The organism is Desulfuromonas versatilis (assembly GCF_019704135.1).
Classification (GTDB): Bacteria; Desulfobacterota; Desulfuromonadia; order Desulfuromonadales; family NIT-T3; genus Desulfuromonas_A; species Desulfuromonas_A versatilis.
This window is the reverse complement of record NZ_AP024355.1, coordinates 2,121,788-2,147,936: the sequence shown is the minus strand read 5'-3', so window position 1 is coordinate 2,147,936 and position 26,149 is coordinate 2,121,788. Positions and strand designations below refer to the sequence as shown.

Sequence of the window (26,149 nt, the reverse complement as noted above, 5' to 3'; positions counted from 1 at the left end):
GGGAAACTACCTCGAAACAGAAAAAAGGCGCATAATTCTTGGTGACGGAGATTACCGGCCCCGGCTTCGAAACGCGGCCGGCAAAGCCGCGTTATGTTAACAAACCGGCCGGCCGATGTAAATAAAACCTGAAACCCCGAGTTGCACCCCGAAAAGGGTTTGCCCTTGACCGCAAAGCCACGGCGGTGTTATGAAAGGCCTCGATAACAGGAGGATTTCATGACCGCAACGACAAACAGCTATCCTGGCGTGCCCGAATTCGCCCAGGAGAACTTCGCCATCGACAACCTGCAGGACGAGATCCGGGTCGACCGGCTGTGCAGCGATTTTCTGCGCACCTTCTACCTGAATCAGGTCGAACGCTGCGGGCTCGGCCCCGAGCAGGCCAGCGCCCTGGCCTACGGGGCAGACTACTTTCTGCGCGAATTCATCATCCCCGACCGCCGGGAGAATATCTTCCAACTGGCCCCCGGCAGGGTCCGGCAGTTTGCCGGCAACTGGTACATCGTTAAGACCCTGGAACCCAACATGAAGGAATTGCAGGGGATCCTGGAAGGGGTGCGGGCCTTTTACGAATACTGCCAGAGCAGCGGCAAGGTCAGCGCGGAGCTGCTGACGGAGATCGGCCGGGACTGCGCCGACCTGGATTTCTACGCGGCGCGGATCGAATCGTTCTGGGCCATCGAGGGCGATGGCTTCCAGAGCTGGAACCGGGCCTGCGGTATCGAAGGCTAGCCCCTCCTCAGCCCCCGCGGAGCCTCCCTGATGACCCGACTGCCCGACAAGATCGGCGCGGCCCGCCTGGCAATCGCCACGGCCTTCTGCCTGGCGGTGCTCAAGCTCTTCGCCGGGGTGCTGAGCGGCTCCCTGGCGGTGCTCTCCTCCGCCATCGACTCGCTGCTCGACATCCTGATGTCGGGGGTGAACTACATGGCGATCCGCCAGGCCGAAAAACCGGCCGACGAACGTCACCCCTTCGGCCACGGCAAATACGAAACCCTCGCCACCCTGCTCCAGGCCACCGTCATCACCTTATCGGGGGCCTGGATCATCTTTGAATCGGCCCGCCGGCTGTATCGGGGAGTGGAGCCGGAGCGGCTCGGCGGCGGCATCCTGGTGCTGGGGATCAGCACCGCCGCCTCCTTTTTCATCAGCCGCCACCTGAAGCGGGTCGCCGCCGCCACGGACTCTTCGGCTCTCAAGGCCGACTCGCTGCATTTCGCCATGGACGTCTACACCAACCTGGCACTGATGGTGGGCCTGGCGCTGATCAGCATCTTCGCCGTCCCCTGGCTGGACCCCGTGCTTTCCCTGCTGGTTGGGCTCTACATCCTTTACGAGGCCCTCGGCCTGGTGCGCCACGGCATGGAGGACGTGCTCGATGCCGAGTTGCCGACCCCGGTTCTGCAGAAGGTGGTCGACATCATCGAGAATTTCCCCGGCGAGCCCCTCGGCTACCACAATCTGCGCACCCGGCGCGCCGGGTCGCAGAAACTTCTCGATTTCCACCTGACGGTCTGCCGGCATCTCAGCGTGGCCGAAGCCCATCGGATCGCCGATCAGCTGGAAAAAAAGATCGAGCACGAGATCCTGGGCTCCGACGTCATCATCCACATCGAGCCTTGCGAACTGCCCGACTGCCCGGGGCGGGAGGCCTGCCGCGACCAGCACCGGGTACCAGGAAAAACCGCTCGGTCGGCGCATCCACCGAGGAAGTAGCCCACTCGGAGTCCATCGCCAAACAAAAAGGGGTGCGGTCGCCCGCACCCCTTCACCGATTCGGCATCCCCAGGCAGCCTCAGCTGCCCACCTCCTTGAGCCGCTCCAGTTTGTCGATGACCTCGCGGCTGCGCTTGCGCCGCTCCTCCATCTCGTCGAAAATCCGCAGCACGATCTCGCTGACCGAGCCCACCGCCCCTTCGATCTCCTGGATATTGCGCTTCTGCTTGTCGGTGGCAATGGCCATATCGTCCGCCATATTTTTGACTTCCTCGATGGACTGGACGATGCTGCGGGTCCCCTGGGCCTGCTCCCCCGAAGCGGAGGAAACCTGGGCGGACATCTCGCCGAGTTTCTCGATGGAGGTTGTCACGGATCCGACACTGATGGAGACCTCCTGGGTGGCTTTGCGGATGCCGTGGGCCATTTCCATGGCGGGGGTCGCGCGCTCGAGGATCTGCTGCAGGGCCAGCCCTACCCCCTCGCCCAGGCTCATCCCGTCCTTGACCAGGGCCCGTGTCTTGCCGATCTGGTCGACGGTGCGTCCGGTATGGTCCTTGATCTCGTTGACGATCTGGGTGATCGCTCCGGTCGACTTGGCGGCTTCGTTGGAAAGGCTGCGGATCTCGTCCGCCACCACCGCGAAGGAGCGCCCGTGCTCGCCTGCCTGGGCGGCGATGATGGCGGCATTGAGGGCCAGCAGGTTGGTTTTCTGGGTGATGTCGGTGATGACCCCGGTGATGCTGTCGATCTGCTCGCTCTTCTGCGAGAGCTGGCTGATGGTGCTGACCGCCGATTCCACCGCCGCGGAGATGCCGGTGAGTCCGGCCAGGGCGTTTTTCACCGAATCCACGGCCTTTTCGGCGTGCTGCTTGACCGTCTGGGACATGGAATGGGAACGCACGGCGCCCTCTTCCACCTGGCGGATGGTGGCCGAGATCTCGTTCATGGCGGAAATGGAATTGTCCATGAAGTCGCTGATCTGGTTGAGGTTCTGGGAAACCTGCTCGATGGAGACGGATATCTCTCCCGCCGAGGAGCGGGTCGCGTCGACCGCCTCGCGCACCACGTCCGCGGCGCCGGCGATGTCCATGATCGCCTCGCCGGTGGACCCGGCGGCCTGCTTGAGGGAGCGGTCGAGCCTGGAATGCTCCTCGCGGTACTTGAGCAGTTCGGCAAAAGTGTGCTCGAGCTCGTCGGTGAGGGTCTCCACCGCCTCCAGCAGGTTGATCTTGGTCAGGGTCGAGGAGACCTGGTCGGCGAACAGCTTGACCGTGTCGAGGTCGGTGTCGTCGAGCTTCTTGCGCCCCTTGCGGTTGTCCACCCCGAACAGGCCGATCGCCTCGTCGCGCACGATGATCGGACAGAGAATAAAGCTTCGCGAGCGCAGCTGGGGGATCTTGTCACAGGGGGGCTTCAGGCGGAAATCCGGCCCTGAGCCGGCGATATCCTCCACCAGGATGATGCGTTTTTCGCTGATGCATTTGTAGAGGGCCCCGGCCCTGGCATCCAGGGGCAGGCTGAGGTCCGAATCGCCCTGGCTCCCCGCCCCCCTGCTGGCATGAAACTCGAGGGCGTTGCGGCCTGCGTTGACCATCAGCACGTTGACGCGGTCGTAGCCGAGGACCTCGTGCAGGCCATCGGCGGCCAGTTTCAGCACCTCGCGCTGGTCGATGGATTTCTGGATGTGGGTATTGATGGAGTGGAAGTTCTTGATGCTGTTGTCCAGATCCCTGAACCTGCGCTCGAACTCCCCCTTCTGCTGGGCAATGGCGCGATTGGCCTCGTCCAGGCTGCGGGCCCTCTCGTGCACCTGCTGGGTGGCCTTGCCGATGAAAAAGCCGCACAGGCCAAGAACCACGGCGGTGCCTCCGCCCATGTAGCAGTACAGGGCTATGTGTTCGCTCGATTGGGCAAGGTCGCCGATCACCTGCTGCCAGATGCCCAGCTGCTGATCCCAGAATAGACAAAGGCGCAGCAGAATCCAGCCGACCGGCGCCGAGACGCCAAGCAGAAGGCCCCCCATGGCATAGATCCAGTGCCTGGCGATTCCGTCCTGTGAATCCCTGTTACCCATGTTCCAAGTCCCTTGAAGTTGGTTGACGGCCATTGAAAAAATTCGCACCCGAGAAGAGTCTTCTCTGTCGGAAACCCATTAAATGCAATTTTCCGGCCATTAAATTCAATGAAATGAAATCCCCCCCACTGAATCGGGATTTTACCCGCCCCAATCTCCACCCACAAGGGGGGCAAGAACAGCGGTACCCTTCGCCCTGCTGCCGGCCTGCAGCACAGCGGGTCAGCGTCCCGTCATGATCCCGAGTTCCTCGGCGGTGCGGATCAGGTCACCCTTGGGATCGACCAGGTTCAGCGAACCCACGGCATCGCGAATCGCCACCGAGACCACATCCCGCCCGCGCAGGGCGACCATCTTCCCGAACCCGCGTTCTTCGATCAGTTCGACGGCCTTCACACCGAAACGCGAGCCGAGAATCCGGTCAAAGGGCGAAGGCGACCCGCCACGCTGGACGTGCCCGAGGACCACCACCCGGGTCTCCATGGTCAGGCAGCGGCCGATCTCCCGGGCGACGAAGTGCCCGATGCCGCCCAGCCTCTCGATGCCTGCATTTTCGACGGCCGATTTCTGCACTACCTTGTCGCCCCCCAGGGGGAAGGCACCCTCGGCGACCACCACGATGGAGAACTTGTTGCCCCGCTCGCGGCGCCGCTGGATGGCCTGGCAGACACTGTCGATCTGGAAGGGAATTTCCGGGATCAATATCACGTCGGCGGAGCCGGCCAGGCCCGACTCGAGGGCAATCCAGCCCGCATCGCGCCCCATTACCTCGACGACCATGACCCGCTGGTGGCTTTCGGCGGTGGTATGGAGCCGGTCGAGGGCCTCGGTGACGATCCCCACTGCGGTGTTGTAGCCGAAAGTCACGTCGGTTCCGCGCAGGTCGTTGTCGATGGTCTTGGGTACCCCGACGACGGGCAGACCCAGTTCGTTGAGCCGGTCGGCGATCTTCAAAGTGCCGTCGCCGCCCACGGCAACCAGCGCCTCGGCGCCCAGTTTCCGGAAATTGTCCAGGACCCGCCGGGAGACGTCGATCAGCCGGGTTTCCCCGGCTTCCATAACCGGGTACTGAAAGGGATTGCCCCGGTTGCTGGTACCGATGATGGTCCCACCACGGGGAAGAATGCCCCGCACCGCCGCCAGGTCGAGTTCGCGGACCCGGGGGCCGTCCACCAACCCGTCGAAACCGTCCTCGATGCCGATTACCCGCCAGCCCCTCTCGAGGGTGGCCGCGCGCACCACACCGCGAATAACCGCGTTCAATCCAGGGCAGTCGCCCCCTCCGGTCAGTATGGCAATGGTCTTGCTCATGAATTCCTCCTCCTTGAGACAGTGGACAATGGCCGCGCCGGGCCCGGGAGGGCCCGCTGCGAAACCATGGCATGGGGGGCAGGTTGGGGGAAGGTCCGGAACAGCCACCCGTGGGCTGCCGAAAAGCACCGAAAGATCGAACCGGCGGGTGGCGGATCAGGCAATCCGCGCCAATCCGTGCAGAGCGGCGCCGAGGATGCCGGCATCGTCACCGAGGGTGCCGCGCAGAATTCGCAGCCGCCTGGCGGGAATGGCAAAGGCCCGGGCGGCGATTTCCCGCTCCATGGTCGGCCTGAGCAGGTCCAGGCACTCACTCGCCCCACCGGTGATTACCGCGCCTTCAAGATTCAAAAGATTGGCGATCCCGGCCAGAGCCTGGCCGAGACTGCGGCCGGCGATCTCCAGCGCGGCCAAGGCAACCCGGTCCCGGCGGCGGGCGGCCTCGGCGATCCGGGCGCTGGTGAGCTCCCCTTCGGCGACCGACCCGAGCAGGCTCCCTTTTGACCGCGGCAGAAGTTCCCGGGCGCTGGCGACCATGGCGGAGGCCGACGCATACTGCTCCAGGCAGCCGCGACTGCCGCAGGCGCAGGGGCGCCCCTGGGGCTCGATGGTAAGATGCCCCACCTCACCGGCGGCCCCGTCGGCACCGAGCCAGACCCGGCGGTTGATGATGAGGCCGCCGCCGACCCCGGTCCCCAGGGTGATGGCGATAAAGGATTCCAATTCCCGACCGGCCCCGGCCTGGGCCTCGCCCCAGGCGATGGCGTTGGCATCGTTGAGCACCGTCACCGGCAGGCTGAAGCGTTCGGTCAGGGTGAGGGCCAGAGGCTGACCGTCCAGGGGGGAGAGATTGGGCGAAACGACCACGCTGCCGTCGCCGGCAATGACCCCGGGTGCGCCCAGCCCGATGACCTCGACCGGTTGCCCCAACTGCCGGGCCTCGCCCAGCAGGTCCGCTACCAGCGCCTCAAGCCGCTGCAGAAAATCCGCCAGGCCCTTGTCGATGCGGGTAGCCATCCGCCGGGCGGGACCGAGCTCGCCACTGCGGCTCACCAAGGCGGCCCGGCAGTTGGTCCCGCCCAGGTCGATGCCGATGGCGAACTGTTTCTCCCTCAAGGCTTCTTCCTTTGCTCCGTGGCGATGGCCAGCTTGCCAAACCCCGCCTCACGGGCCAGGTCCATCAGCTGAACCACCCTCCCGTGCATGGCCTCCTTGTCGGCCAGCAGCAGAAAGGTCATTTCCTTGGCACGGCCCCCATACTCCCTCAGCCGCAGCTGCAGGTTCTCGGCTGAGATCGGCGCGTCCTTGAGAAAAACCTGGCCGTCTTTCGCCAGGTAGATCTTGATTTCCTCGGGTTCTTTTTCCACCACCTGGGACCCAGACTCGGGAAGCTTGATGGAGATTCCCGGAGTTTCCACGAAGGTGGTGGAAATCATGAAGAAAATCAGCAGCAGGAAAACCACGTCGACCATCGGCGTGAGGTCGACCTTGGGATCTTCCCGTCTTTTGCGGCGAAAGGCCATCGGGTCAGCTCCCCAGCAGATCGACGAGATGCAGCGAGAACTCCTCCATCTCCAGGGTGATCCGGTCAACCCGGCTGGTGAGGTACTTGTGAAGCAGGATGGTGGGGATGGCGACCACCAGGCCGGCAGCGGTGGTGATCAGCGCCTCGGAGATCCCGCCGCCGAGGGTTGCCGGCGTGCCGACACCCTGGACGGAGATCACCGTGAAGGCATCGATCATCCCCATGACGGTCCCCAACAGACCGAGCAGCGGGGATATGTTGGCAATGGTACCGAGAAGCCCCAGGTAGCGCTCCAGCGGCGCCGCCTCCCGGGCGCCGACCTCTTCGGCCACGGTCTTGATCTGGTCGCGGGGTTTGCCGACGGAACGCAGCGCCGCCAGGTAGATCCTGGCCAGTGGAGTGCCGGCCCGCTGGCAGACCACCAGGGCCTCATCGGTATGCCTTTTCATCACCAGCCCTTCGATTTCCCGAACCAGTTGGCTGGTGCCGCGGCGAATCCTGTGGAAACACCAGAGGCGCTCCAGAAAAATGGCAAAGGCCAGCACCGAACAAAGGAGGATGGGGTACATCAGCGGTCCCCCCTTTTGGAAAATCTCCAGCATGTGCGCTACTTTCCTTTCTCAGGTCGGTGAAATTCAGGCGGAGGGTATCACAAGTCGGCGAAAAAATACAGGCTGAGGCCTCAGGTTCCCCAACTGGAGAAACACCGGGAGAGATGTCGATAGGTGGCTTCGAGATGCTGGGGAATGACTCGCACGTCGGCGAATACCGGCATGAAATTGGTATCGCCGTTCCAGCGCGGCACCAGGTGCATATGAAGATGGTCCTCGATTCCGGCGCCGGCCGTGCGCCCGAGGTTCAGGCCGATGTTGAAGCCCTGGGGGGCCATGCACTGGGTGAGCGCCCGCTGGCTGAAGGCCAGCATGCGGTGCATCTCGAGGATCTCGGCCTCGCTCAGTTCCCCCAACTCGGCCGTGTGGCGGTAGGGCGCCACCATGAGGTGCCCGTTGGTATAGGGGAACTTGTTCATGATGACGAAGGCGTGCTCGCCGCGGGCCAGGATCAGCCGCTTCTCGTCCTCGCCCGCCAGATCGCGGACGCAGAAGATGCAACCTGCCTCGGGCGATCCGTCTCCCTGTATATATTCCATGCGCCAGGGCGCCCAGAGATGCTTCATGAGTCTTCCCATCGGTTTCGAGTTGGCATCTGGCGGCTCTAGCCACCCCGGATCTGAGCCGGGGGGCGGGCCCGCCTATTCCTCATCGAGGTGAATGATCTCCCCCCGGATCTCCTGCCCCACTGACAGGATCCCCAGCGAATGAAAGGGGGCCCAGCGCCGGTCGGTGGGGCTGCCCGGATTGAAGAGCAGCAATCGGCCCCGATAATGGCAAGCCGGCTGGTGGCTGTGACCATACACCAGGCAGTCGAGGGCCTCGCCCTCGAAGGCCTTGATTACCCGCTCCTCGATCCCCTGTGGGGAGCCCCAGCCATGCACGAGCCCGATGCGAAAGCCCTCGACCTGGATGATTTTCCGGTCCGGGATGCCTGCCACGGGCGGGTCCATGTTGCCCCGCACCGCATGCACGCTCCGTCCGGCGAAGGCATCCAGGATCGCCGGGTCCACCATGTCTCCGGCATGCAATATCATATCGCAGTCGCCCAGCCAACCCTCCAGCCAATGGCGAATGAGGTCATGGGCCCTGTAGTAACTGCTGAAATGGGTATCGGAAAAAACGCCTATTTTTACCATGAAAATTCCCCGCAACCGGGCGGTCCTGCCCCACTATCCCCCAGCACCAGTGCCCTGTCAATGCAAATTCGGATCGATGGCCGGGGCGGGGTCGGGCTGGCCAAATTCGGCCATTCGGATCGCCAGTCGTCCATTTTTCACCGGATTTAAAAAGCGAGCCGATTTTTCCCCGCCATCCTTGACCTGCCGAAATCTAACGGTATTTTTTTGATTATGTATACAAACCCCCTCCTTGGCATTGCCGTTGCTTTAACACCTGATTTCAGAAAGCCTCCGCCGGCTTCGCACCGGGTAAAACAATGTAATTCCCGCTTGACAGCCCGCATCGGGTAGAGCTATGGTTCGATTTATTGTTATTAAAACCCGGAGCAGGCACGGCCACGGGACCGACTTATCTTTTCAATACAAAAACAGGCAGTTTTATCCCGGCCCTTTTTTCAAAAAGGGCATTTCTTTAGGCTGAGTAAAACACTCTACTCTCAGGGAGGATAGGAAATCATGTCCAAACGTCAAGACGCCCTTGACTACCACAGCATGGGCCGCAAGGGCAAGATCGAGGTCATCACCACGAAACCCTGCGCCACCAGCCGTGACCTTTCGCTGGCATACAGCCCCGGGGTGGCGGAGCCTTGCCTGGAAATCGAGAAAAACCCCAACGACGCCTACAAGTATACCGCCAAGGGGAATCTGGTCGCCGTCGTCTCCAACGGTACCGCCGTTCTGGGCCTGGGGGACATCGGCGCCCTGGCCGGCAAGCCGGTCATGGAGGGCAAGGGGGTTCTCTTCAAGCGCTTCGCGGACATCGACGTTTTCGACATCGAACTCGACACCAAGGATTCGGATGAGCTGATCCGCACCGTCAAGCTGCTCGAGCCGACCTTCGGCGGCATCAACCTCGAAGACATCAAGGGTCCCGAGTGCTTCTACATCGAGGAAAAGCTCAAGGAGATCATGAACATCCCGGTCTTCCACGACGACCAGCACGGCACCGCAATCATCGCCAACGCCGGCCTGCTCAACGCCCTGGAGATCATCGGCAAAAAGATCGAGGATGTTAAAATCGTCGTCAACGGCGCCGGCGCCGCCGGCATCGCCTGCGCCAACATGGCCCTGACCCTGGGTGCTCGCCCGGAAAACATGTACCTTTGCGACACCAAAGGGGTCATCTACAAGGGGCGCACCTCGGGGATGAACGAGTACAAGGAGCGCCTGGCCAATGACACCGCGGCCCGCTCCCTGGAAGAAGCCATGGTGGACTGCGACGTCTTCTTCGGTGTCTCCGCCAAAGGCGCGGTCACCCCGGAGATGGTCCGTTCGATGGCCGCCAACCCGATCATCTTCGCCATGGCCAATCCCGACCCGGAAATCACCCCCGATGAAGCCAAGCAGGTGCGCGAAGACGTCATCATCGGCACCGGGCGCAGCGACTACAACAACCAGGTCAACAACGTGCTGTGCTTCCCCTTCCTGTTCCGCGGGGCGCTCGACACCCACGCCAGCGCCATCAACGACCAGATGAAAATGGCGGCGGTCCAGGCCCTGGCCAACCTGGCCAAGCAGGACGTACCCGACTCGGTGCGCCGCGCCTACGGCGGCGAAGAGATCAAGTTCGGCCGCGAATACCTGATCCCCAAACCGTTTGACCCCCGGGTACTGCTGCACGTGGCTCCCGCCGTCGCCCAGGCGGCCATGGACAGTGGCGTTGCCCGCCGCCCCATCGAGAACATGGAGAAATACAAGGAGTCCCTCGAGGCGCTGCAGGGCCGCTCCAAGGAGATCATGCGCGGCCTGATCAACAAGGCCAAGGCCAATCCCAAACGGGTGGTCTTCCCCGAGGGCGAAGAGGACAAGGTCCTGCGCGCCGCGGCTATCCTAGTCGATGAAGGGATCGCCAAACCGATTCTGCTCGGCGACCGGGAGGAGATCGAGGGGCGCATCCGCGAGCTCGGCGTCGATCTCGGCGAAGTGCAGATCATCGACCCGATGAAGAGCCCCATGGGTGACGGCTACGCCCAGGAACTGTTTGCCATGCGCCAGCGCAAGGGGGTCACACTGACCGAGGCCAAGCGCCTGATCCGCAAGAACCGCAACTACTACGGCGCCATGATGGTGCAGAAGGGCGATGCCGACTCGCTGCTCTCGGGAATCAACCACCACTACCCCGAAACCATCCGTCCCGCCCTGGAAATCATCGGCAAGGAGGACGGTCTCTCGAAGGTTCACGGCATGTACATGATGGTCACCAAGAAAGAAGCCGTCTTCTTCTCCGACACCACGGTGACCATCGAGCCGACCGCCGAAGAGCTGGCCGAAACCGCCATCCTCACTGCCAAGAAGGCCAAGCACTTCGACGTTGAGCCGAAGGTGGCGATGCTCTCCTTCTCCAACTTCGGCAGCGCCGAGCATCCCCTGACCCTTAACGTCAAGCGGGCCACGACCCTGGTCAAGGAATGGGCCCCCGAGCTGATCGTCGAGGGCGAGATGCAGGCCAACGTCGCCCTGGATCCCGAGCTGATCGCCAAGCAATATCCCTTCTCCAGGCTCAAGGGGGACGCCAACGTCTTCATCTTCCCCGATCTACAGTCGGGTAACATCTGCTACAAGCTGCTCAACAAACTGGGCGGCGCCGAGTCCGTCGGCCCGATCCTGATGGGGATGAAAAAGCCGGTGCATGTCATGCAGCGCGGCGACGACGTGACCGACATCGTCAACATGGCCGCCGTGGCCGTGGTCGACGCCCAGGAGGTCAAGGGCTGAGCCCGGACCCAGGAATAAACGGAACCATCCAAGGGGGAGCCTTCGCGCTCCCCCTTTTTTTATCTTCCCCTTCCCTGCCCGGCCCATTCCTGATAAAATGCACGCCCGTTGCAAAGCCCAGGGCACGACTTCGGGCAAGATCCCAACATCAAGGAGTTTTCAACCATGCGCTACCATAGCACCCGGGGCAAGGTAAGAGGCCTTTCCTTCAAGGACGCCGTCATGATGGGACTTGCCGACGACGGCGGCCTGCTGCTCCCCGAGTCCATCCCGACCCTGACCCCGGGGGATGTCGAAGCCCTGGGCCAACTCGCCTATCCGGAGCTCGCCTTTCAGGTCTTCTCCCGTTTCGTCGACGACATTCCGGCAGCGAACCTGAAAAACCTCATCGAGCGATCCTACCAGAGCTTCACCCACCCCGAGGTGACCCCGGTGGTGCATCAGGACGGCGTCTATATTCTCGAACTCTTCCACGGCCCGACCCTGGCCTTCAAGGACGTGGCCCTGCAGTTTCTCGGCAACCTGTTCGAGTACCTGCTCAAGGAGCGCGGGGAAAAGATGAACATCCTCGGCGCGACCTCGGGCGATACCGGCAGCGCCGCCATCTACGGGGTGCGGGGGAAGCAGAACATCAACATCTTCATTCTCCACCCCCATGGCCGGGTTTCGCCGATCCAGGAACTGCAGATGACCACGGTGACCGACCCCAACGTCTTCAACCTGGCGGTGCGCGGCACCTTCGACGACGGCCAGAGCATCGTCAAGGAGGCCTTCGGCGACCTGGAATTCAAAAGCCGCTATTCCCTGGGGGCGGTCAATTCCATCAACTGGGCGCGGGTGCTGGCCCAGGTGGTCTACTATTTCTACGCCTACGGCCGGGTCCGGCGGGAGACCGGCTGCCGGGAGATCTACTTCTCGGTCCCCACCGGAAATTTCGGCGACATTTTTGCCGGCTACATCGCCAAGCGCATGGGCCTGCCTATCCGCCGCCTGATCCTGGCCACCAACGAGAACAACATCCTCAGCCGCTTCGTTCGCGACGGCGACTACTCCGTCGGCCAAGTGACCGAGACCCTTTCGCCCTCCATGGACATCCAGGTCGCCAGCAATTTCGAACGCTACCTGTTCTACCTCTACCAACAGAACCCGGATCGCGTCGCCCAGGCCATGGAAGACTTCCGCAAGCAAGGGCGACTCGAATTCGCTGACGCCGAACGGGCCCGGGTCGGGGAGGATTTCCTTGCCTTGACGGTGAACAAAACCCAGACCGTGGAGACCATCCGCGACTTCCACGCCGCGACCGGTTACGTCCTCGACCCGCACACCGCGGTAGGCGTCAAGGCCGCCAAGGCCCTCGCCGGCGGAGAAGCGCCGGTGGTCTGCCTGGCGACCGCCCACCCCGCCAAGTTCGCCGATGCCGTCCGCCAGGCCATCGGCCGCGAACCGCAGCGTCCCGCCTCCCTCGAAGGGATCGAGGACCGGCCCAAGCGCTGCGAGGTCATCGAAGCCGAAACCCAGGCCGTCAAGGATTACCTCGCCCAAAACGCCCTGTAGGGGCGCGATTCTTCGCCCCCCCCCCCCGGGTCGGTGGGGCCCACCGTAGGGGCGCAAAATATTGCGCCCATCCATCGCACCCCGGGCCGACGTTGCCCACCGTAGGGGCGCAAAATTTTGCGCCCATCCCCCGCCCCCAAGGGCGCAAAATTTTGCGCCCCCGAAAAAAAGCCCCCGGCGAAACCGGGGGCTTTTTTTGTCTTGCAAACTGCGAATTCGACTTAGCAGTCGAAGTACAGGGCGAACTCGAGGGGAACCGGGCGCATGCGGACCGGGTTGACTTCGGCCTCGGTCTTGTACTCGATCCACTTCTCGATGAGGTCTTCGGTGAAGACGTCACCCTTGAGCAGGAAGGCGTGGTCCTCGCGCAGGGCCTCGAGAGCTTCCTGCAGGGTGCCGGCGACGTTGGGGATGTCCTTGAGCTCTTCGGGGGAAAGCCCGTAGATGTCCTTGTCCAGAGGCTCGCCCGGATCGATCTTGTTCTCGATCCCGTCGAGGCCGGCCATCAGCATGGCCGAGAAGGCCAGGTAGCCGTTGCAGGAGGGGTCGGGAGTACGGTACTCGACGCGCTTCGACTTGGGGTTGTTGGTCACGGGAATACGCAGCGAAGCCGAGCGGTTGCGGTTCGAGTAGGCCAGGTTTACCGGGGCCTCGAAGCCGGGCACCAGGCGCTTGTAGGAGTTGGTGCTGGGGTTGGTGAAGGCGCACAGGGCCTTGGCGTGCTTCATGATGCCGCCGATGTAGTACATGGCCATCTTGGAGAGGCCGCCGTAGCCGTCGCCGGCAAACAGGTTCTGGCCGTCCTTCCACAGCGACTGGTGGCAGTGCATGCCCGAGCCGTTGTCCCCGTAAAGGGGCTTGGGCATGAAGGTGACGGTCTTGCCGTTGCGGATGGCGACGTTCTTGATGATGTACTTGAACCACTGCAGGGTGTCGCCCATGCTCACCAGCGAGTCGAACCGCATGTCGATTTCGCACTGGCCGCCGGTGGCGACTTCGTGGTGAGAAGCCTCGATGCGCATGCCGACGCTCTGCAGCACCTGAACCATCTCGTTACGCAGGTCGATCAGCGAGTCGGTCGGGGCGCAGGGGAAGTAGCCTTCCTTGTGGCGGGGCTTGTAGCCGAGGTTGGGGAACTCTTCGCGGCCGGTGTTCCAGATGCCTTCGCTGGAGTCTACGGAGTAGAACGACTCGTTGGCGCTGGAGGCGTAACGAACGTCGTCGAAGATGAAAAACTCGGGCTCCGGCCCGAAGTAGGCGGTGTCGGCGATGCCGGTGGACTTGAGGTAAGCCTCAGCCTTCTTGGCCACGAACCGGGGGTCGCGGGTGTACCCTTCGCGGGTGATGGGATCGATAATGTTGCAGATCAGGCTCAGGGTCGGAACCTGGACGAAGGGATCGACCTTGGCGGTCAGCGCATCGGGCATGATCAGCATGTCGCTGTTGTGGATGGGCTGCCAACCGCGAATCGAGGAACCGTCGAAGCCTACGCCTTCTTCGAAGATCTCCTCACTGAACTCGCTGATCGGGGTGGAAAAATGCTGCCAGATCCCGACGAAGTCGAGGAACTTGTAGTCCACCATCTGGCATTTGTTTTCCGCAGCAAAAGCCACAACGTCTTTCGGTGTCATCACTTAGGATCTCCTTTTGATTTAAAACGGTATAAAGTATTGTCCGTCCCACCCTCAGGACGGACAAGCCCAGCCGAAACAGGAAAGACCGCCGATCCCGGCGGTCGGGTATCAGAGCGCGTCGTCGCCCCTCTCGCCGGTACGGATGCGCACAACCTCGTCGACGGGGGTGACGAAAATCTTCCCGTCACCAATACGTCCGGTACGGGCCGCCTCGGCGATGGTGTCGACCACTTTGACCACCATCTCGTCGCTGACGATGATCTCCATCTTGATCTTGGGAATGAAGTCGACCACATACTCAGCGCCGCGATAGAGCTCGGTGTGCCCCTTCTGACGACCGAAACCCTTGACCTCGCTGACGGTGATGCCCTGAATGCCGATCTCATTCAGAGCCTCTTTGACCTCGTCGAGCTTAAAGGGCTTGATTATAGCCTCAACCTTTCTCATACCGGGTACCTCCACGGACGAAGTTGCTTCCTCAGGACGATATCAACAGTTGCCTTCCGGCCGGACGCGACAGCAAAGCCGGCCCATGCCGAACTGAAACATTAGCAAATTGCTTGCCCAAAAAAAACAAAAATCAGGATGTTTTTTTCCATTTTAATTTCAACAACTTACAAACTTGGAAATCCTGACTGCAAAATGGCCTGCGACGAGGAAAGCGCAACATGCTCAACATTGAGGCAGTGCCGCAATGGGCTGATGTTTTTTTCGGCACATCGGCCTGCGACGGGATTCATCCGGCATTCGGCGAACCCCATGAGCCTCATTCATCCGCTTCGCCCAACTCCCTGAACAGGTCAGGGAACCTTTCTCCGGCGCACAGACCAAGCCCGCTCCCCTTGCGTGCAGGATAGCGCTGGCTCCACTCCAGAAACATGGCCCATTCCTGCTCGAAATTGGGGGTGAACATTCCCGTGCCGAGGTCTGCGGCGATCTCGTCCGCGCTCCAGAAGCGAACCTCGTCGATCTCGCTGGCGGCATGGCGGATCGGGCCTTCGAACAGCGCCAGATAGGTGGCCACGTTCTCGGATTCGAAATCGTTGCGAACCTTCGAGTAATAGAGAAAGGTCAACGCCACCCCTTCGATGCCCAGTTCTTCCGTCATCTCGCGACGGGCGGCCTGGAGGTAGGATTCCCCCGGGTCGAGATGGCCGCCGACGCTGGTGTCCCAGCGACCGGGCTGCACGTCCTTGGTCAGGCTGCGCTTCTGCAGCAGCAGCGAACCGCTGCGGTTGAACACCAGAACGTGGGCGACGCGGTGAACCAGGGACGGGTCGCCATGGCAGCGTGAGCGCGGGGCCCGCCCGATGACCCGGTCCTCTTCGTCGACGATTTCGAAGATATCCTCGAGCTTTCCCATAAAATCCAAATTTTCCGGTAGCCTGGAGGCCTCGGGAGGCGGTTCGCCAGCCCCGCGAGAAACCCTCCTCGACCGGCTCCGCCTGGTCGCCAGATGCTGAAAATTCCTACCACAGTGGCGCCCCCAGGTCAAGGTCCGCCGCATTTGCCCCTGCCGCCCCGGCCCAACAATCCCCTTGAGCTGAGACCGCCCTTAAGGCAATATGTGGGAAAATCCCCTTCCCTCTGGAGGAAACATGGCCACCATTCATCCTTCGGCATTCGTTGACCCGGGCGCGCGCCTGGCCGAGGACGTCCAGGTAGGAGCCCAGGCTTTTGTCGACGCCGACGTCGTTATCGGCCAGGGCAGCCGCATCATGCCCGGTGCGCACATCGGGCGCTGGACAACCCTCGGCAACAACAACCTCGTCTACCCCGGCGCGGTGATCGGCCATGATCCCCAGGACCTCGGCTATCATGGCGAGGAGGCCTACACCATCATCGGCGACGGCAACGTAATGCGGGAGGGGTTCACCGTGCATCGCGGCAACCGCCCCGGCACCCGCACCGTGATCGGCAACAACAACTACTTCATGGTCAACAGCCACGTGGCGCACAACTGCGTCATCGGCAACCACGTCATCCTGGTCAACGGAGCCCTGCTCGCCGGCCACGTGGAGGTAGGCAACCGGGTCATCATTTCCGGCAACTGCCAGGTCCACCAGTTCGTGCGCATCGGTGACTTCGCCATGATGCGCGGCGGCTCCAACACCTCCAAGGACATCCCCCCCTACTGCCTCAACGACGGCACCAACTGGATCCGCGCTCTCAACCTGGTGGGCCTCAAGCGCAACGGTTTCAGCGAAGAGCGGATTCGGACCGTCAAGGAAGCCTTCAAGATCATCTTCCGCTCCGGCTTCGGGCTGGGCAAGGCCCTCAACTATCTCGAGCAGGACGGCGAGATAACCGACGACGTGGCCAGGATGGTGGAGTTCATCAAGACCAGCAAGCGGGGGATCGGCAGCGGGCGCGGCTCCACCCGCGATTGAGCGCTTCGCTCAAGGGTGGAAAACGCAACTGAACGGAACCGGGGAAAAAGAAAAGGGGTCAGCCTGTCGGCTGACCCCTTGATTTTTCTGGTGGGCGTTACTGGGATTGAACCAGTGACCCCTGCCGTGTGAAGGCAGTGCTCTCCCGCTGAGCTAAACGCCCGTCGTTGGAACGGACCGCTTATATAACAATTAGCTTGCGGGATGTCAACACAAAATGCGGCGGATCGCGGCTCACTCCAAAACGGCAGCCCCTTTTCCAGCCCGGGGCTGTCGTTTATTCAAAGAAGATGACCTAAACCCCGGAGGTTTTGTTCCTGGCTCCGGCCTCGACAAGGGCTTCCTCGAGCGACTGGTCGGCTGTATTCCGTTCCAGGGTGAGGGTGAGCAGCGCCCCGGCGAACCGCAGGGAGAGGGAAAAACTGCCGTTGCGCGCTTGAAACATCCGCCTCAGGCGGCTAAGGACCAACCCGCCCCCCGGAAGGGAAACCCCTGCAAAATCGGCCGTTTGCCTGCCAGCTGCGGCAGCGCGGCAGGGCCTCCTGGGCAAAGTACATATTCGCCATGCATCTGTCTCGCATGCACGCAAAAAAAACAGGCGGCCCTGGTGGGTCCGCCTGTCCATTCATCATCAGGCGCCACGGAGAGCCTCACCCCGGCAAGCCCAACGCCTTTCGTACCTCGTGATCCAGGATCGCCCCGGCCAGGCCGAAGACGATCGCTTCGGGATTTTCCTCGTCTTCCCACCAGCAGAGATCGAGCTGATAGCCCTGCCCCTGCCAACCCCGGATAACTCCGGTGTAGGGGTTTTCAAGGCTGCGCAGGGCAATGCGAATTTCCTGGACGATGAAGGCGTTCAACTCACCGCTGGGGGCCTGCTCTACCCCTCCGCGACTGGAAAACCGCTGCCGCGTGCGGCCCGCAATCCTGTCGATAAGCTCCGCCCTATGCTCCATGGGTAACCATCCTCCCGCTGCCGCTTTGCAATTGAGATTCCCGGACGAAACCTGTTCGCCCGCAAAAGGAGCAGGAGTCTAACACAGAGCCCCGGGTCGGCGACAACCAAAAAGTTGTCCATCCCCGGGCACCGCCCCGCGAGGCGGCCTGAACGGTAACCCTGGGGGCCTCAATCGGCTCCGCCTGCCTCCTCCACAGCATCCTGCTGCCGGATGCAGGCCGGGGACCCAACCCTGCCCAGGGCGGCTTACATCCCTGGTCCGGTCCCTTGAGGGTCCTCGGTCTCCCGGGCCAGCCAGGCGATGGCGGCATCGAGATCGCAGTTTTTGGCCAGTTTCACCAGGCCCACCACATCGCCCTGGGCTCCACAGCGGAAACACTGGAAATCCCCGCCCTTGATGACCAGTTCCGGAGTGCCGGTCCCATCGGGTTGACATCCGGGGCAGAAGAAATGACGACCGGCCCCCAACAGACCAAGATCGGCCGCAACCTTTTCCACCGCATGGCTTCTTTCGACCTGAAGGTCCCAGGATCTGCGATCTTCCGTCATTCGGTCTCCTCCCAGGCTGGACATGTGCTCCAAGTTTACCTGAAAACAACCGGGAACCAACCGCCCAAGCCCTGGCCCTGCCCGGGAAGTCGGGCTATCTGAGGCAAAATACCTTGGAGTCCGCCTCCGCCAAAAGCTGGCCCTCCATTTCGACCCATGCCCTCACATGCATGATCCGCTTGCGCTGTTCGAGGAACTGGGCCCGCACCTGCAGCTCCCGCCCGACGGGAACGGGCTTTTTATAGCGGACGGTGATCTCTGCGGTAACCAGTTGGGGCTCGAGGCTGCGGCAGGCATAAATGGCCGCCTCATCCAGCAGCGAGGCGACAATCCCTCCGTGGACCACGCCCTGCCAGCCCTGAAACCGCTCGGGGAGGGTCACCCTGGCACTTGCTGAGCGGGATTCCCCGTCAACGCAGAAAACCGCCTGGAGGCCGGCCGGATTGCCCTGGCCACACACGAAACACTCCCCGATGTCGCTAACCTCCATCCTTCTTTCTCCTGGTGATACGACCAATGTATCAGCCCAGCCCCTGGCTGGCATGTCCCATCAGGTTCTTCAGAAAAACCTCGATCTGGTGGGCTGAATCTACGGAAAGATCGAGAAATTCCACGCCGAACCCGGGTGGCATATCGGCCCGCTGCAATTCGGGGCCGTTGTTGATCCAGGCCACCCGCCCCGAAACGCCGACAATTTGGGATGGCCGTCCAGGCAAGGTGAAATTCAGCTGAATCCGGGCCTCAGGGGTAACCACTCCGGAGTATTCGATGAACACCCCACCGGCACTCAGATCGACGGTATTGCCGTAGCCATTCTTCCCCAGCAGGGAGAAAAAAGCCGGAGTCCGGCAGGGGAGTCTCGGCTCGCGACGCTCCACGGTGGCCAGAAACTGCCGGCCCAGGGCAAGAAATGAACGGCGCTCGATCGGCTTGGTCAACAGACCGTCGGCCCCGGCGGCTTTGCACTTGGTCATCTCGGCTTCTCGGGTTCCGTCGCCTATCAGCACGACGGGTATCCTGGCCAGGTCCGGATCGCCTTTCAGGGTCCGGCAGCAGGTGGCGCCATCCTGGTCGGCGAGGCTGTACGCCAGGTAGATCAGCGCCGGCATCATTTTTCGGCTCAGGTCGAGCACTTCGCTGCAGGCGCGGGCAACCGTAATCTCCGCCGGGGTCTGTTTCAGAAAACGCAGTTCGAGTTCGGTAAAGAACCTGGACTCATCAGCAAGAAGAATTTTGGGGTTGGCCATTTCGGTATGCCTCTTCAACCGGCTTATTCAGTCAAACTGCCCCAACTATAGCAAATAATCTTCGCCCGGGACATTTAATGATAGGGAAATACCAGGGTTTCGTCATCCTATTTCATTAGTCAAGCCGCAGTGCTTACGAATTTTTTGCCCTCAAGGGGCATAAAATCCCCTGCGGACTTGAATTCTCGAAAACCTTCTTTAAAATCTTCCAACCAAGTCGCACAGAGTTGTAGAGGGAAGATTTCCCACGCCCCGGAAGAGATCGGAAACAAGGAGAAGGAGGAGTCATGAAAAAATTTCAGGTAGCAGTAGTTCTTTTGGCCTCGGTGCTTGCCTTCGGTTGCAGCAAACAGGAAGAGCAGACCAAGGCACCGGAACCGAAACCCGCGGAACAGGCCGCGCAGGCTGAAAAACCCATGGAAAAAATGCAGCAGATGGCCCAACAGGTAGAAAAATCTGCCGAAGAGATGACCCAAAAAGCTGTGGAAACAGCGGATAAGGCGGCTGAAGCGACCACCGAGGCGGCCGGGAAAACCCTGGAGCAAGCCAAAGAAATGGCCGGCGAGGTGGGCCAGAAGACTGAGGCCATGGTAGAGAAAACCGCCGAGCAAGCCAAGGCCATGCTTGGGGAATCCCAAACTTCCGCCCCAATGGCGGAGGGAACGGCCGCGGGCGCCGCAGCGGGGATGGCCGCGGCGGCCGGGGAGCAGGCGGCCGAGGCTGGCAAGCAGGTCTCCCAGACGGTATCCCAAACCACCCAGACCCTGAGCCAGCAGGCGACGGAAACCACCGAAGCTGCCAAGCAGACAGTCGCCAAAACCGTAGTGGCCTCAGCCGCTGGCCCTGAAAGCATAGTGCTTGAGGCCAAAAACGGCAACGTCACCCTGTCGCACAAGATGCATGGCGAACAATTCGGCTGCCCGGCCTGCCATGGCGAGGCCGCCCCTGGAAAATTCGCCCCGGATAAGGACTGGGCCCACGAGGTCTGCAAGGGCTGTCACCAGGATAAGGGAGCCGGCCCGACCAAGTGTGGAGACTGCCACAAGAAATAAACGTTCCTCAAAACCCGGCGAAGGGCCTCCCCTGGCCCTTCGCCGCCTCCTGCCAGACTCACTCCAATATAATTATCCTCGTCCCGGCGCACTGGGAGGTCGACCGAATTTCAGGACCCTTCGCGCCCGGCAGGGACAATCCCAGCCCTTGTTGCAAAGAAATATGCTCGTCGCTCCGCCCACCCTTAAAAACATGGTGTGAATTATGCAGACACCCGAATAAACCGGACATCGTGTCATTTTGACGACGTCGCAGGACAACCAGATTGCTTGACGGCAAGCCAAGCAGGAATGGGTGGGGGGGGAATGAAAGTCCAGGTCGAATGTCATTTGGGATTCCACGGGGAGGATGAACCAGTCAAGTTTTTCCTGGGGCGGCAATTGGTCAGAATCATGGATATCCAGGATCGGTGGTTTTCCACCGACCATCAGTATTTCATGGTGCTGGACGAGTTGGGGGACATGTATATCCTGCGCCGGGACTTTCACCTGGAAAACTGGGAGATGACCATGTTCGACAGCGGCCGCGCCGCGGTTTGCCAATTCAACCCTTTAAGCAGAGAACCCGAGGGTCTGGGCCTGAGCCCGAAGTGCTGATCACTCCCACCGGGCCGATTTGCCGACGCCCCCGCCCCTGAGCACTCTGTTGGTCCCGGGCATTTCGTCCGCGCTCTCCTCTTTCGCCGGTACCCTCCAGGCAGAAATACCCCTTGCAGTGAACCGGTAAGTCTCCCCTTAGCAACTTTCCAGTGCGCGCCGGATTTCATCGGCCATTTTCCCAACCCTCCAGAGAACCGTCTGATCGGGATGTATAAATTCCCCATCCTTTCTCCGGGCCCCTGTATAAAGTCCCCATACATATTTTTTTCCTAGGTATTTCCGAACAGTTAAGAGATGGCGGCAGCGCCCTTCAAGGGGCAGAGCATCTCTGCCGCATATTTCGGATATACAGACCGCCTGCAATCTCCTCCCTCAAGAGACCGTCAGGAAATTTATTTTCCTCACTGATTCAATAGTTTAGCTGTTTTTTATGGCAATTTTCAAATCCTGGTATGGTCGATGCTATTTAGAAGGTCAAACGCAGATGGCAATGGCAACAGCGATGAAAGGAGTCGGTCATGAAAACCTCACTTAACAACACCCTGGCCCTGCTGTTCGCATCCGCCGCCCCCGCCATGGCAGCCCTCAATCCCGAGGCCGAGGCATTCGGCCTGGTTGCCCGGCTCTTTATCACCTTTCTGGCCCTGGTGCTGGTTACCCAGCTGCTTCCCGGCCTGATGCTGCTGATATCCATGATCGGCGGCCTTTTCGGCAAGGAGCCTAAACCACAGAGAAATTCCTGAATATACACGGGTTACATGGGCAAAAAACCTCAACCGACACCACAAAGGAGGACATCATGAAATCGATCGCTAAATTGGCTGCGGCAATGGTTATCCTGGCTGGCTCCGCTACTTCGGCACTGGCTGCCACGGGCATCCGGGAAGACAACAGCGGGATCGTGGTTTGGGCCTTTCTCGGACTCTGCGGCCTTATCGTGATGGCCCAACTGGTTCCGGCGATCCTGGTGCTGTTCGGAATCGTCAAAGGGGTGGCCAGCGAAAAACAGGAACTGGCGGAGGAAAAGGTCCAATAGCCGCCTGGGACATCCCATCAGCAAGCAAAAAGCCGGGGCGAGAACCCCGGCTTTTTTCTTGTTTTCAGTATTGTGGTAACGGCAGTTATTTCACATCCCCCTGGATGCCGATGCGAATGGTCTCGAGAGGGACATCCTTGCCGCAGGCAGCAATGGCCTGGCGGGCGATGGCGATCAGGCCGCTGCAGCAGGGAACCTCCATGTGGACCACGGTGAGGCGCTTGATATTGTTACCCCGGAGCATGGCGGTCAACTTTTCAAGATAGGCCTGGCCGTCGTCGAGTTTGGGACAGCCGATAAGCAGCGCCTTGCCGGCCAGAAAATCCTTATGGAAATCGGCGTAGGCGAAGGGGGCGCAGTCGGCGGCGAGCAGCAGGTCGGCATCGCGAAGAAAAGGAGCAGTCGGCGGAACCAGGTGCATCTGTACCGGCCACTGGCGCAGCTGGGACTGGCGGGTCCCCGCTTCCTCGGCGGCGGCCGGCGCAGGCTGGCGGTCAATATTCATAACGCGAGCCGACGGGCATCCGCCGCCGTGGGCGGGTGCATGGGCGGCCGGACCGTGCCCGGCGGGAGCGGGTTTCCCCTCCTTGTTCAGATGCTCTTCAACGGCTACCTCGTCAAACTCCTCGGCTTCGCGACGCTCGATGGTGATCGCCCCCTCGGGGCAGTCACCGAGGCAGGCCCCGAGCCCGTCGCAGAGGTTGTCGGCGATCAGCTTGGCCTTGCCGTTGACAATCTTGATGGCCCCTTCCGCGCAGGAAGGTACGCACAGGCCGCAGCCGTTGCACTTTTCTTCGTCGATTTTTACGATTTCGCGAATCATGGTTCCCCCATTCCGTCGATTTATGATTGATTTCGATTTGTACCGATCATACCCGTTGGCTGTCTGGGTTATCCTTGACCGGAGTCAAAGGTACAATTTTCTTCTTCAAGTAGTTCTTTGCGCCGGCGATAGGCCCGCAGCGGACAAAAGGCGGTCAATACGGTTGCCAGCCAGAAGCCGGCCAGGATCGCAGCAAAAACGGTGGCCCACATAGTCTCGTCCTCCCAGACTCAGAAAAAATAATGCCAGAGCAGGTCGAGCCGCCCGCGCCGGATCAGGTGCTTGCCGGAAAAACGCATGATTTTCCGGACCTTTTCCCGGTGCCCGGGCCGATAGCAGTGCACCTGGCAATGCTTGCAGGTTGGCTTGGGCTCCAGGGGACATTTGATCCGCCGGGTCATGGCGTAGATGAGAAACTCCCGGCACTCCGGGCAGAGGCGGCTGCGACCAAGCCCCAGATCCGGCAGCCCCGCGCCTTCCAGGTCCAGGGGCAGTCCCGGCTGGTCGTGGTGGGCTCGGCAATATACCGCGGTAAACAGGGCCAGGACCTTGAGATCCTTGCGCTCCCGGCGGTTCAATGCCGGATTTTCCGTTTTGACTGCAGGTCGTTTCATGGCATCGGCCCGACAGGGTTCCGAGCCGGGGGCATTGCCCCGGATCAAACCCTTGGATAGTGGATTGTCGTCTATTGTAAACAAAGGAACGGCCTGCGGGGAAGGCCCCCTGCGGTGCCCTACCCGTGCAGCCAGGCCAGCAGCAGAAGCACCAGGGCCCGAAACAGGTTGCAGCGCAGAATGACCAGCAGAAATTTTTTCATGGCATGCCCTCCGCAATGAATATGCCCCAGACTAGTTTCCATCCGAAAACGGCCCTTTTCCGCAATCTCTGCGTCAATCTGCAGCCTTGCTTGTGCGACGTACCATGTACGTCTCCGCGCAAACCTTTGATTTCCTTGTCCTTGCGAAAAATTCCTCGTTTCCGATATGAAAACTGAGCCGTCGCCGCCCAGAGTTTCCGGACGGCAACCAGGCTACCTCGATCCGCCCCTCCCGACCTTGACCCCCGTCAAAATTTGCGCAATCGGCAATAAAAAAAGCCGGCCCCCAGGGGACCGGCCATCCGGACGGAAGATCGCCCAGGATTTTATTCGCGGTATTTTTCCGAAAGGTCCTCGAGCCGATCGCGGTCGAGAAACTCGATGGTTTTCCCCCGCACCTCGATGATGGCATCGTCGGCCAGTTTGCGGAAGGTGCGCGAGAGGGTCTCACTCACCGTCCCCAGGTTGGAGGCAAGCTGGGATTTTGAGATCGGCAGCTGCACCTCGTCGGCCTCGTCCCCGGCCAACTCGAGCAGGTAACGCGCCAGCCGGGCCGGCACGTCCTTGAAGGTCAGCTCCTCGATCTGGGTGGTAAACTGGCGCAGAAACCGTGACAGACCGGCGATCATGTTGATGGAGATCTGCGAGTGCTCGTGCAGCAGCGTCAAAAACTCGTTTTTCGGGAAAAAGATCAGCAGGGATTTTTCCAGAGGTTCGGCGTATGCCGGGTAAAGGCCGTTGCCGAAAATCGCCGCCTCGGCGAAGGTCTGAAAGGGATGAACGATGTGCAGGATGCGCTCCTTGCCCTCGGGAGAGAGCTTGAACACCTTGACCTTGCCCCTGCCGACGATGAAGAAGCCCTCGGCCTCTTCCCCTTCGGAAAACAGCAATTCCCCCTTTTCGGGCTCCCTCGCCCGGCCGACCCTGCACAGGCGGTCCAGGTCCTCTTCGGCAGCCCCGGCAAACAGGGGGCATTTTTTAATGACAAGTCGAGTTTCCATGGCTGGGGAGTGTAGCAGAAGGCTCAAAGGCTGGCAAGATGCTTGCGGCTTCGGGGCTTCGGGTGACTGGCAGCCCTCTCCTCGGCTCGCTGCGCTTCGAGTCTCCCGACTGTGAAACAAAAAAACCCGGCTGCATGCGCAACCGGGTTGTTTTTGTTTGGTGCCGAAGGGGAGACTCGAACTCCCACGGCCCTACGGCCACTAGACCCTGAACCTAGCGTGTCTACCAATTCCACCACTTCGGCGTGAAGCGAGGGTGTTTATAACAAACTGGTTTCCCCTTTGCAACAAAAAAATTCTCGAAAAGATTTTTTCAGGATTTTCTGTCCGCCGCTTGCCGCGGGCGATGGCTTGCCTTTAGAATTGATAATAATGTGGCAGGCAGTTTTGGCGCGGCGGGGTCACCATGGTTCTTAGACAAGCACTTCTGTATCTGGCCCGAAACCGGGATTTGCAGGATTTTCTCAAGGACAGCCCGCGGGTAATGCAGGCTCGTCGGCGGTTCATTCCCGGCCAGTCCCTCGAGGATGCGATGGAGGTCGCCCGCCACCTCGGGGAGCAGGGCTTCGCCGTCAATTTTCATTATCTCGGGGCGCAGTTCGACGAAACCGACCAGGTGCGCCGGGTAGTGAATGAACACCTGACGCTTCTCGACGCCCTCACCGCGGAGAATTTCAACGCCGGCGTGGCGCTGCAGCTCTCTCTGCTGGGGCTGGGCATCTCCGAATCGCTGGCGACGGAAAACCTGCTGCTGATCGCCCGCAAGGCCGCCGAGAGCGGCCGCCGGGTGCGCATCGACATGGAGAGCGCGGAATGGACCGCCAGAATCCTCGACGTGGTTCGCCGCGCCAGCCGGGAGAGCCCCAACATCGGCACGGTGGTCCAGGCCTTCCTGAAACGCAGCAACGAAGACATAGACAAGCTGAACCAGGAAAAGATCCCCGTGGTCCTGGTCAAGGGCTCGCACCTGGAACCCCAGGAAGGCGCCTTCAAGGACCCGGAGGAAATCGCCCTGTTCTTCATGCGCCTGATCGAAACCCTGATGCGCGACGGCAGCAGCCCGGCCATTGCCACCCACGATGAGAAGCTGATCGAGTTCGCCATCGACATCGCCTTCATCTTCGGCCTCGACCAGGCGGATTACGAGTTCCAGATGCTCTTCGGTATCCGCAACGACCTGGCGGAAAAGCTGCTCGCCGACGGCTACCGGGTCCGCATCACCCTCCCCTACGGGGACAATTGGTACCCTTACTTCATGCGCCGCCTGGCTGAGCGCCCCATCAACCTGTGGCGCCTGCTGCGCGACTCCCGGCGCGAGGTGCTCAAGGACCCGCTCCCCGAATCCTGAA

At 61.2% G+C, this 26,149-nt stretch carries 31 protein-coding genes and 2 tRNA genes; 10 read left to right on the top strand and 23 right to left on the bottom strand.

Annotated features, from left to right (window positions below; all coding sequences use genetic code 11):
- The first annotated feature begins 219 nt into the window (after positions 1-219).
- Together DESUT3_RS09570 and DESUT3_RS09565 are read left to right on the top strand one after the other, a co-directional pair.
- Positions 220-735, top strand: a complete 516-nt coding sequence (locus tag DESUT3_RS09570) for a hypothetical protein (protein ID WP_221252256.1) — start codon at positions 220-222, stop codon at positions 733-735.
- 30 nt (positions 736-765) lie between these two features.
- Positions 766-1,719, top strand: a complete 954-nt coding sequence (locus tag DESUT3_RS09565; protein WP_221252255.1) for a cation diffusion facilitator family transporter — start codon at positions 766-768, stop codon at positions 1,717-1,719.
- 79 nt (positions 1,720-1,798) lie between these two features.
- Here DESUT3_RS09565 and DESUT3_RS09560 read toward each other — a convergent pair whose 3' ends face one another.
- From DESUT3_RS09560 to DESUT3_RS09530, 7 genes are all read right to left on the bottom strand, one after another.
- Positions 1,799-3,796 (bottom strand): methyl-accepting chemotaxis protein, encoded by a 1,998-nt coding sequence (locus DESUT3_RS09560; protein ID WP_221252254.1) that lies wholly within the window; start codon positions 3,794-3,796, stop codon positions 1,799-1,801.
- A gap of 222 nt (positions 3,797-4,018) precedes the next feature.
- Positions 4,019-5,107: a 6-phosphofructokinase gene (locus DESUT3_RS09555; RefSeq protein ID WP_221252253.1), complete on the bottom strand. Its 1,089-nt coding sequence runs from the start codon at positions 5,105-5,107 to the stop codon at positions 4,019-4,021.
- 156 nt (positions 5,108-5,263) lie between these two features.
- On the bottom strand, positions 5,264-6,223 hold the full coding sequence (locus DESUT3_RS09550; protein WP_221252252.1) for an ROK family protein: 960 nt from the start codon (positions 6,221-6,223) through the stop codon (positions 5,264-5,266).
- Positions 6,220-6,630 carry an ExbD/TolR family protein gene (locus DESUT3_RS09545; protein ID WP_221252251.1) on the bottom strand — a complete coding sequence of 137 codons (411 nt, stop codon included), beginning with the start codon at positions 6,628-6,630 and terminating at the stop codon, positions 6,220-6,222. Before DESUT3_RS09545 ends, DESUT3_RS09550 begins: the two co-directional genes overlap by 4 nt.
- Before the next feature lie 4 nt (positions 6,631-6,634).
- A complete protein-coding gene (locus DESUT3_RS09540; RefSeq protein WP_221252250.1) occupies positions 6,635-7,234 on the bottom strand; it encodes a MotA/TolQ/ExbB proton channel family protein in 600 nt (199 codons plus the stop codon).
- A gap of 80 nt (positions 7,235-7,314) precedes the next feature.
- Positions 7,315-7,809 (bottom strand): HIT family protein, encoded by a 495-nt coding sequence (locus DESUT3_RS09535; protein ID WP_221252249.1) that lies wholly within the window; start codon positions 7,807-7,809, stop codon positions 7,315-7,317.
- Positions 7,810-7,884: 75 nt separating this feature from the next.
- The gene (locus tag DESUT3_RS09530) at positions 7,885-8,382 is read right to left on the bottom strand and encodes a metallophosphoesterase family protein (protein WP_221252248.1); all 498 of its coding nucleotides are present in this window, start codon (positions 8,380-8,382) and stop codon (positions 7,885-7,887) included.
- A 498-nt stretch (positions 8,383-8,880) separates the two neighbouring features.
- Between DESUT3_RS09530 and DESUT3_RS09525 the strand changes: the two genes are divergently transcribed.
- Both DESUT3_RS09525 and thrC read left to right on the top strand, forming a co-directional pair.
- Positions 8,881-11,139: an NADP-dependent malic enzyme gene (locus tag DESUT3_RS09525; protein WP_221252247.1), complete on the top strand. Its 2,259-nt coding sequence runs from the start codon at positions 8,881-8,883 to the stop codon at positions 11,137-11,139.
- 165 nt (positions 11,140-11,304) lie between these two features.
- The gene (gene thrC, locus DESUT3_RS09520) at positions 11,305-12,693 is read left to right on the top strand and encodes a threonine synthase (RefSeq protein ID WP_221252246.1); all 1,389 of its coding nucleotides are present in this window, start codon (positions 11,305-11,307) and stop codon (positions 12,691-12,693) included.
- A gap of 221 nt (positions 12,694-12,914) precedes the next feature.
- Here the strand turns inward: thrC and glnA are convergent, their stop codons facing one another.
- The 3 genes from glnA to DESUT3_RS09505 all read right to left on the bottom strand — a co-directional run bounded on the left by glnA (position 12,915) and on the right by DESUT3_RS09505 (position 15,690).
- Entirely contained in the window at positions 12,915-14,324 is a 1,410-nt protein-coding gene (gene glnA, locus DESUT3_RS09515) for a type I glutamate--ammonia ligase (RefSeq protein WP_221252245.1), read from the bottom strand.
- 111 nt (positions 14,325-14,435) lie between these two features.
- Complete coding sequence (locus DESUT3_RS09510; protein ID WP_221252244.1) at positions 14,436-14,774, bottom strand: P-II family nitrogen regulator; 339 nt, start codon at positions 14,772-14,774, stop codon at positions 14,436-14,438.
- A 319-nt stretch (positions 14,775-15,093) separates the two neighbouring features.
- Positions 15,094-15,690, bottom strand: a complete 597-nt coding sequence (locus DESUT3_RS09505) for an NUDIX hydrolase (protein WP_221252243.1) — start codon at positions 15,688-15,690, stop codon at positions 15,094-15,096.
- A gap of 235 nt (positions 15,691-15,925) precedes the next feature.
- Between DESUT3_RS09505 and lpxA the strand changes: the two genes are divergently transcribed.
- Positions 15,926-16,717: an acyl-ACP--UDP-N-acetylglucosamine O-acyltransferase gene (gene lpxA / locus DESUT3_RS09500; protein WP_221252242.1), complete on the top strand. Its 792-nt coding sequence runs from the start codon at positions 15,926-15,928 to the stop codon at positions 16,715-16,717.
- A gap of 88 nt (positions 16,718-16,805) precedes the next feature.
- Here the strand turns inward: lpxA and DESUT3_RS09495 are convergent.
- From DESUT3_RS09495 to DESUT3_RS09465, 7 genes are all read right to left on the bottom strand, one after another.
- Positions 16,806-16,880, bottom strand: a tRNA-Val gene (locus DESUT3_RS09495).
- A gap of 132 nt (positions 16,881-17,012) precedes the next feature.
- Positions 17,013-17,162, bottom strand: coding sequence for a hypothetical protein (locus DESUT3_RS09490; RefSeq protein WP_221252241.1), 150 nt, complete (start codon positions 17,160-17,162; stop codon positions 17,013-17,015).
- A gap of 205 nt (positions 17,163-17,367) precedes the next feature.
- Positions 17,368-17,673 (bottom strand): hypothetical protein, encoded by a 306-nt coding sequence (locus DESUT3_RS09485; RefSeq protein WP_221252240.1) that lies wholly within the window; start codon positions 17,671-17,673, stop codon positions 17,368-17,370.
- 248 nt (positions 17,674-17,921) lie between these two features.
- Positions 17,922-18,224: a hypothetical protein gene (locus tag DESUT3_RS09480; protein WP_221252239.1), complete on the bottom strand. Its 303-nt coding sequence runs from the start codon at positions 18,222-18,224 to the stop codon at positions 17,922-17,924.
- 94 nt (positions 18,225-18,318) lie between these two features.
- Entirely contained in the window at positions 18,319-18,714 is a 396-nt protein-coding gene (locus DESUT3_RS09475; protein ID WP_221252238.1) for a PaaI family thioesterase, read from the bottom strand.
- A 31-nt stretch (positions 18,715-18,745) separates the two neighbouring features.
- Positions 18,746-19,471 carry a PilZ domain-containing protein gene (locus DESUT3_RS09470; RefSeq protein WP_221252237.1) on the bottom strand — a complete coding sequence of 242 codons (726 nt, stop codon included), beginning with the start codon at positions 19,469-19,471 and terminating at the stop codon, positions 18,746-18,748.
- Between the two features lie 119 nt (positions 19,472-19,590).
- Positions 19,591-20,082, bottom strand: coding sequence for a hypothetical protein (locus DESUT3_RS09465; RefSeq protein WP_221252236.1), 492 nt, complete (start codon positions 20,080-20,082; stop codon positions 19,591-19,593).
- Between the two features lie 213 nt (positions 20,083-20,295).
- Here DESUT3_RS09465 and DESUT3_RS21300 point away from each other — a divergent pair, with 213 nt between their 5' ends.
- The 4 genes from DESUT3_RS21300 (at position 20,296) to DESUT3_RS09445 (ending at position 22,159) form a co-directional block, all read left to right on the top strand.
- Positions 20,296-20,523, top strand: a complete 228-nt coding sequence (locus DESUT3_RS21300) for a cytochrome c3 family protein (RefSeq protein WP_221252514.1) — start codon at positions 20,296-20,298, stop codon at positions 20,521-20,523.
- 381 nt (positions 20,524-20,904) lie between these two features.
- Positions 20,905-21,120: a hypothetical protein gene (locus tag DESUT3_RS09455; RefSeq protein WP_221252235.1), complete on the top strand. Its 216-nt coding sequence runs from the start codon at positions 20,905-20,907 to the stop codon at positions 21,118-21,120.
- Positions 21,121-21,641: 521 nt separating this feature from the next.
- A complete protein-coding gene (locus DESUT3_RS09450; protein ID WP_221252234.1) occupies positions 21,642-21,866 on the top strand; it encodes a hypothetical protein in 225 nt (74 codons plus the stop codon).
- A gap of 56 nt (positions 21,867-21,922) precedes the next feature.
- Positions 21,923-22,159 carry a hypothetical protein gene (locus tag DESUT3_RS09445; RefSeq protein ID WP_221252233.1) on the top strand — a complete coding sequence of 79 codons (237 nt, stop codon included), beginning with the start codon at positions 21,923-21,925 and terminating at the stop codon, positions 22,157-22,159.
- Between the two features lie 85 nt (positions 22,160-22,244).
- Here the strand turns inward: DESUT3_RS09445 and DESUT3_RS09440 are convergent, their stop codons facing one another.
- From DESUT3_RS09440 to DESUT3_RS09420, 6 genes are all read right to left on the bottom strand, one after another.
- Positions 22,245-22,982 carry an ATP-binding protein gene (locus tag DESUT3_RS09440; protein ID WP_221252232.1) on the bottom strand — a complete coding sequence of 246 codons (738 nt, stop codon included), beginning with the start codon at positions 22,980-22,982 and terminating at the stop codon, positions 22,245-22,247.
- A gap of 68 nt (positions 22,983-23,050) precedes the next feature.
- A complete protein-coding gene (locus DESUT3_RS09435; protein WP_221252231.1) occupies positions 23,051-23,194 on the bottom strand; it encodes a hypothetical protein in 144 nt (47 codons plus the stop codon).
- An 18-nt stretch (positions 23,195-23,212) separates the two neighbouring features.
- On the bottom strand, positions 23,213-23,596 hold the full coding sequence (locus DESUT3_RS09430) for a nitrous oxide-stimulated promoter family protein (protein WP_221252230.1): 384 nt from the start codon (positions 23,594-23,596) through the stop codon (positions 23,213-23,215).
- A gap of 119 nt (positions 23,597-23,715) precedes the next feature.
- Positions 23,716-23,841, bottom strand: coding sequence for a hypothetical protein (locus tag DESUT3_RS21130; protein WP_264082195.1), 126 nt, complete (start codon positions 23,839-23,841; stop codon positions 23,716-23,718).
- A gap of 284 nt (positions 23,842-24,125) precedes the next feature.
- A complete protein-coding gene (locus DESUT3_RS09425) occupies positions 24,126-24,800 on the bottom strand; it encodes a Crp/Fnr family transcriptional regulator (RefSeq protein WP_221252229.1) in 675 nt (224 codons plus the stop codon).
- A 158-nt stretch (positions 24,801-24,958) separates the two neighbouring features.
- Positions 24,959-25,045, bottom strand: a tRNA-Leu gene (locus DESUT3_RS09420).
- 161 nt (positions 25,046-25,206) lie between these two features.
- Between DESUT3_RS09420 and DESUT3_RS09415 the strand changes: the two genes are divergently transcribed.
- Positions 25,207-26,148: a proline dehydrogenase family protein gene (locus tag DESUT3_RS09415; RefSeq protein WP_221252228.1), complete on the top strand. Its 942-nt coding sequence runs from the start codon at positions 25,207-25,209 to the stop codon at positions 26,146-26,148.
- Position 26,149 lies beyond the last annotated feature (1 nt).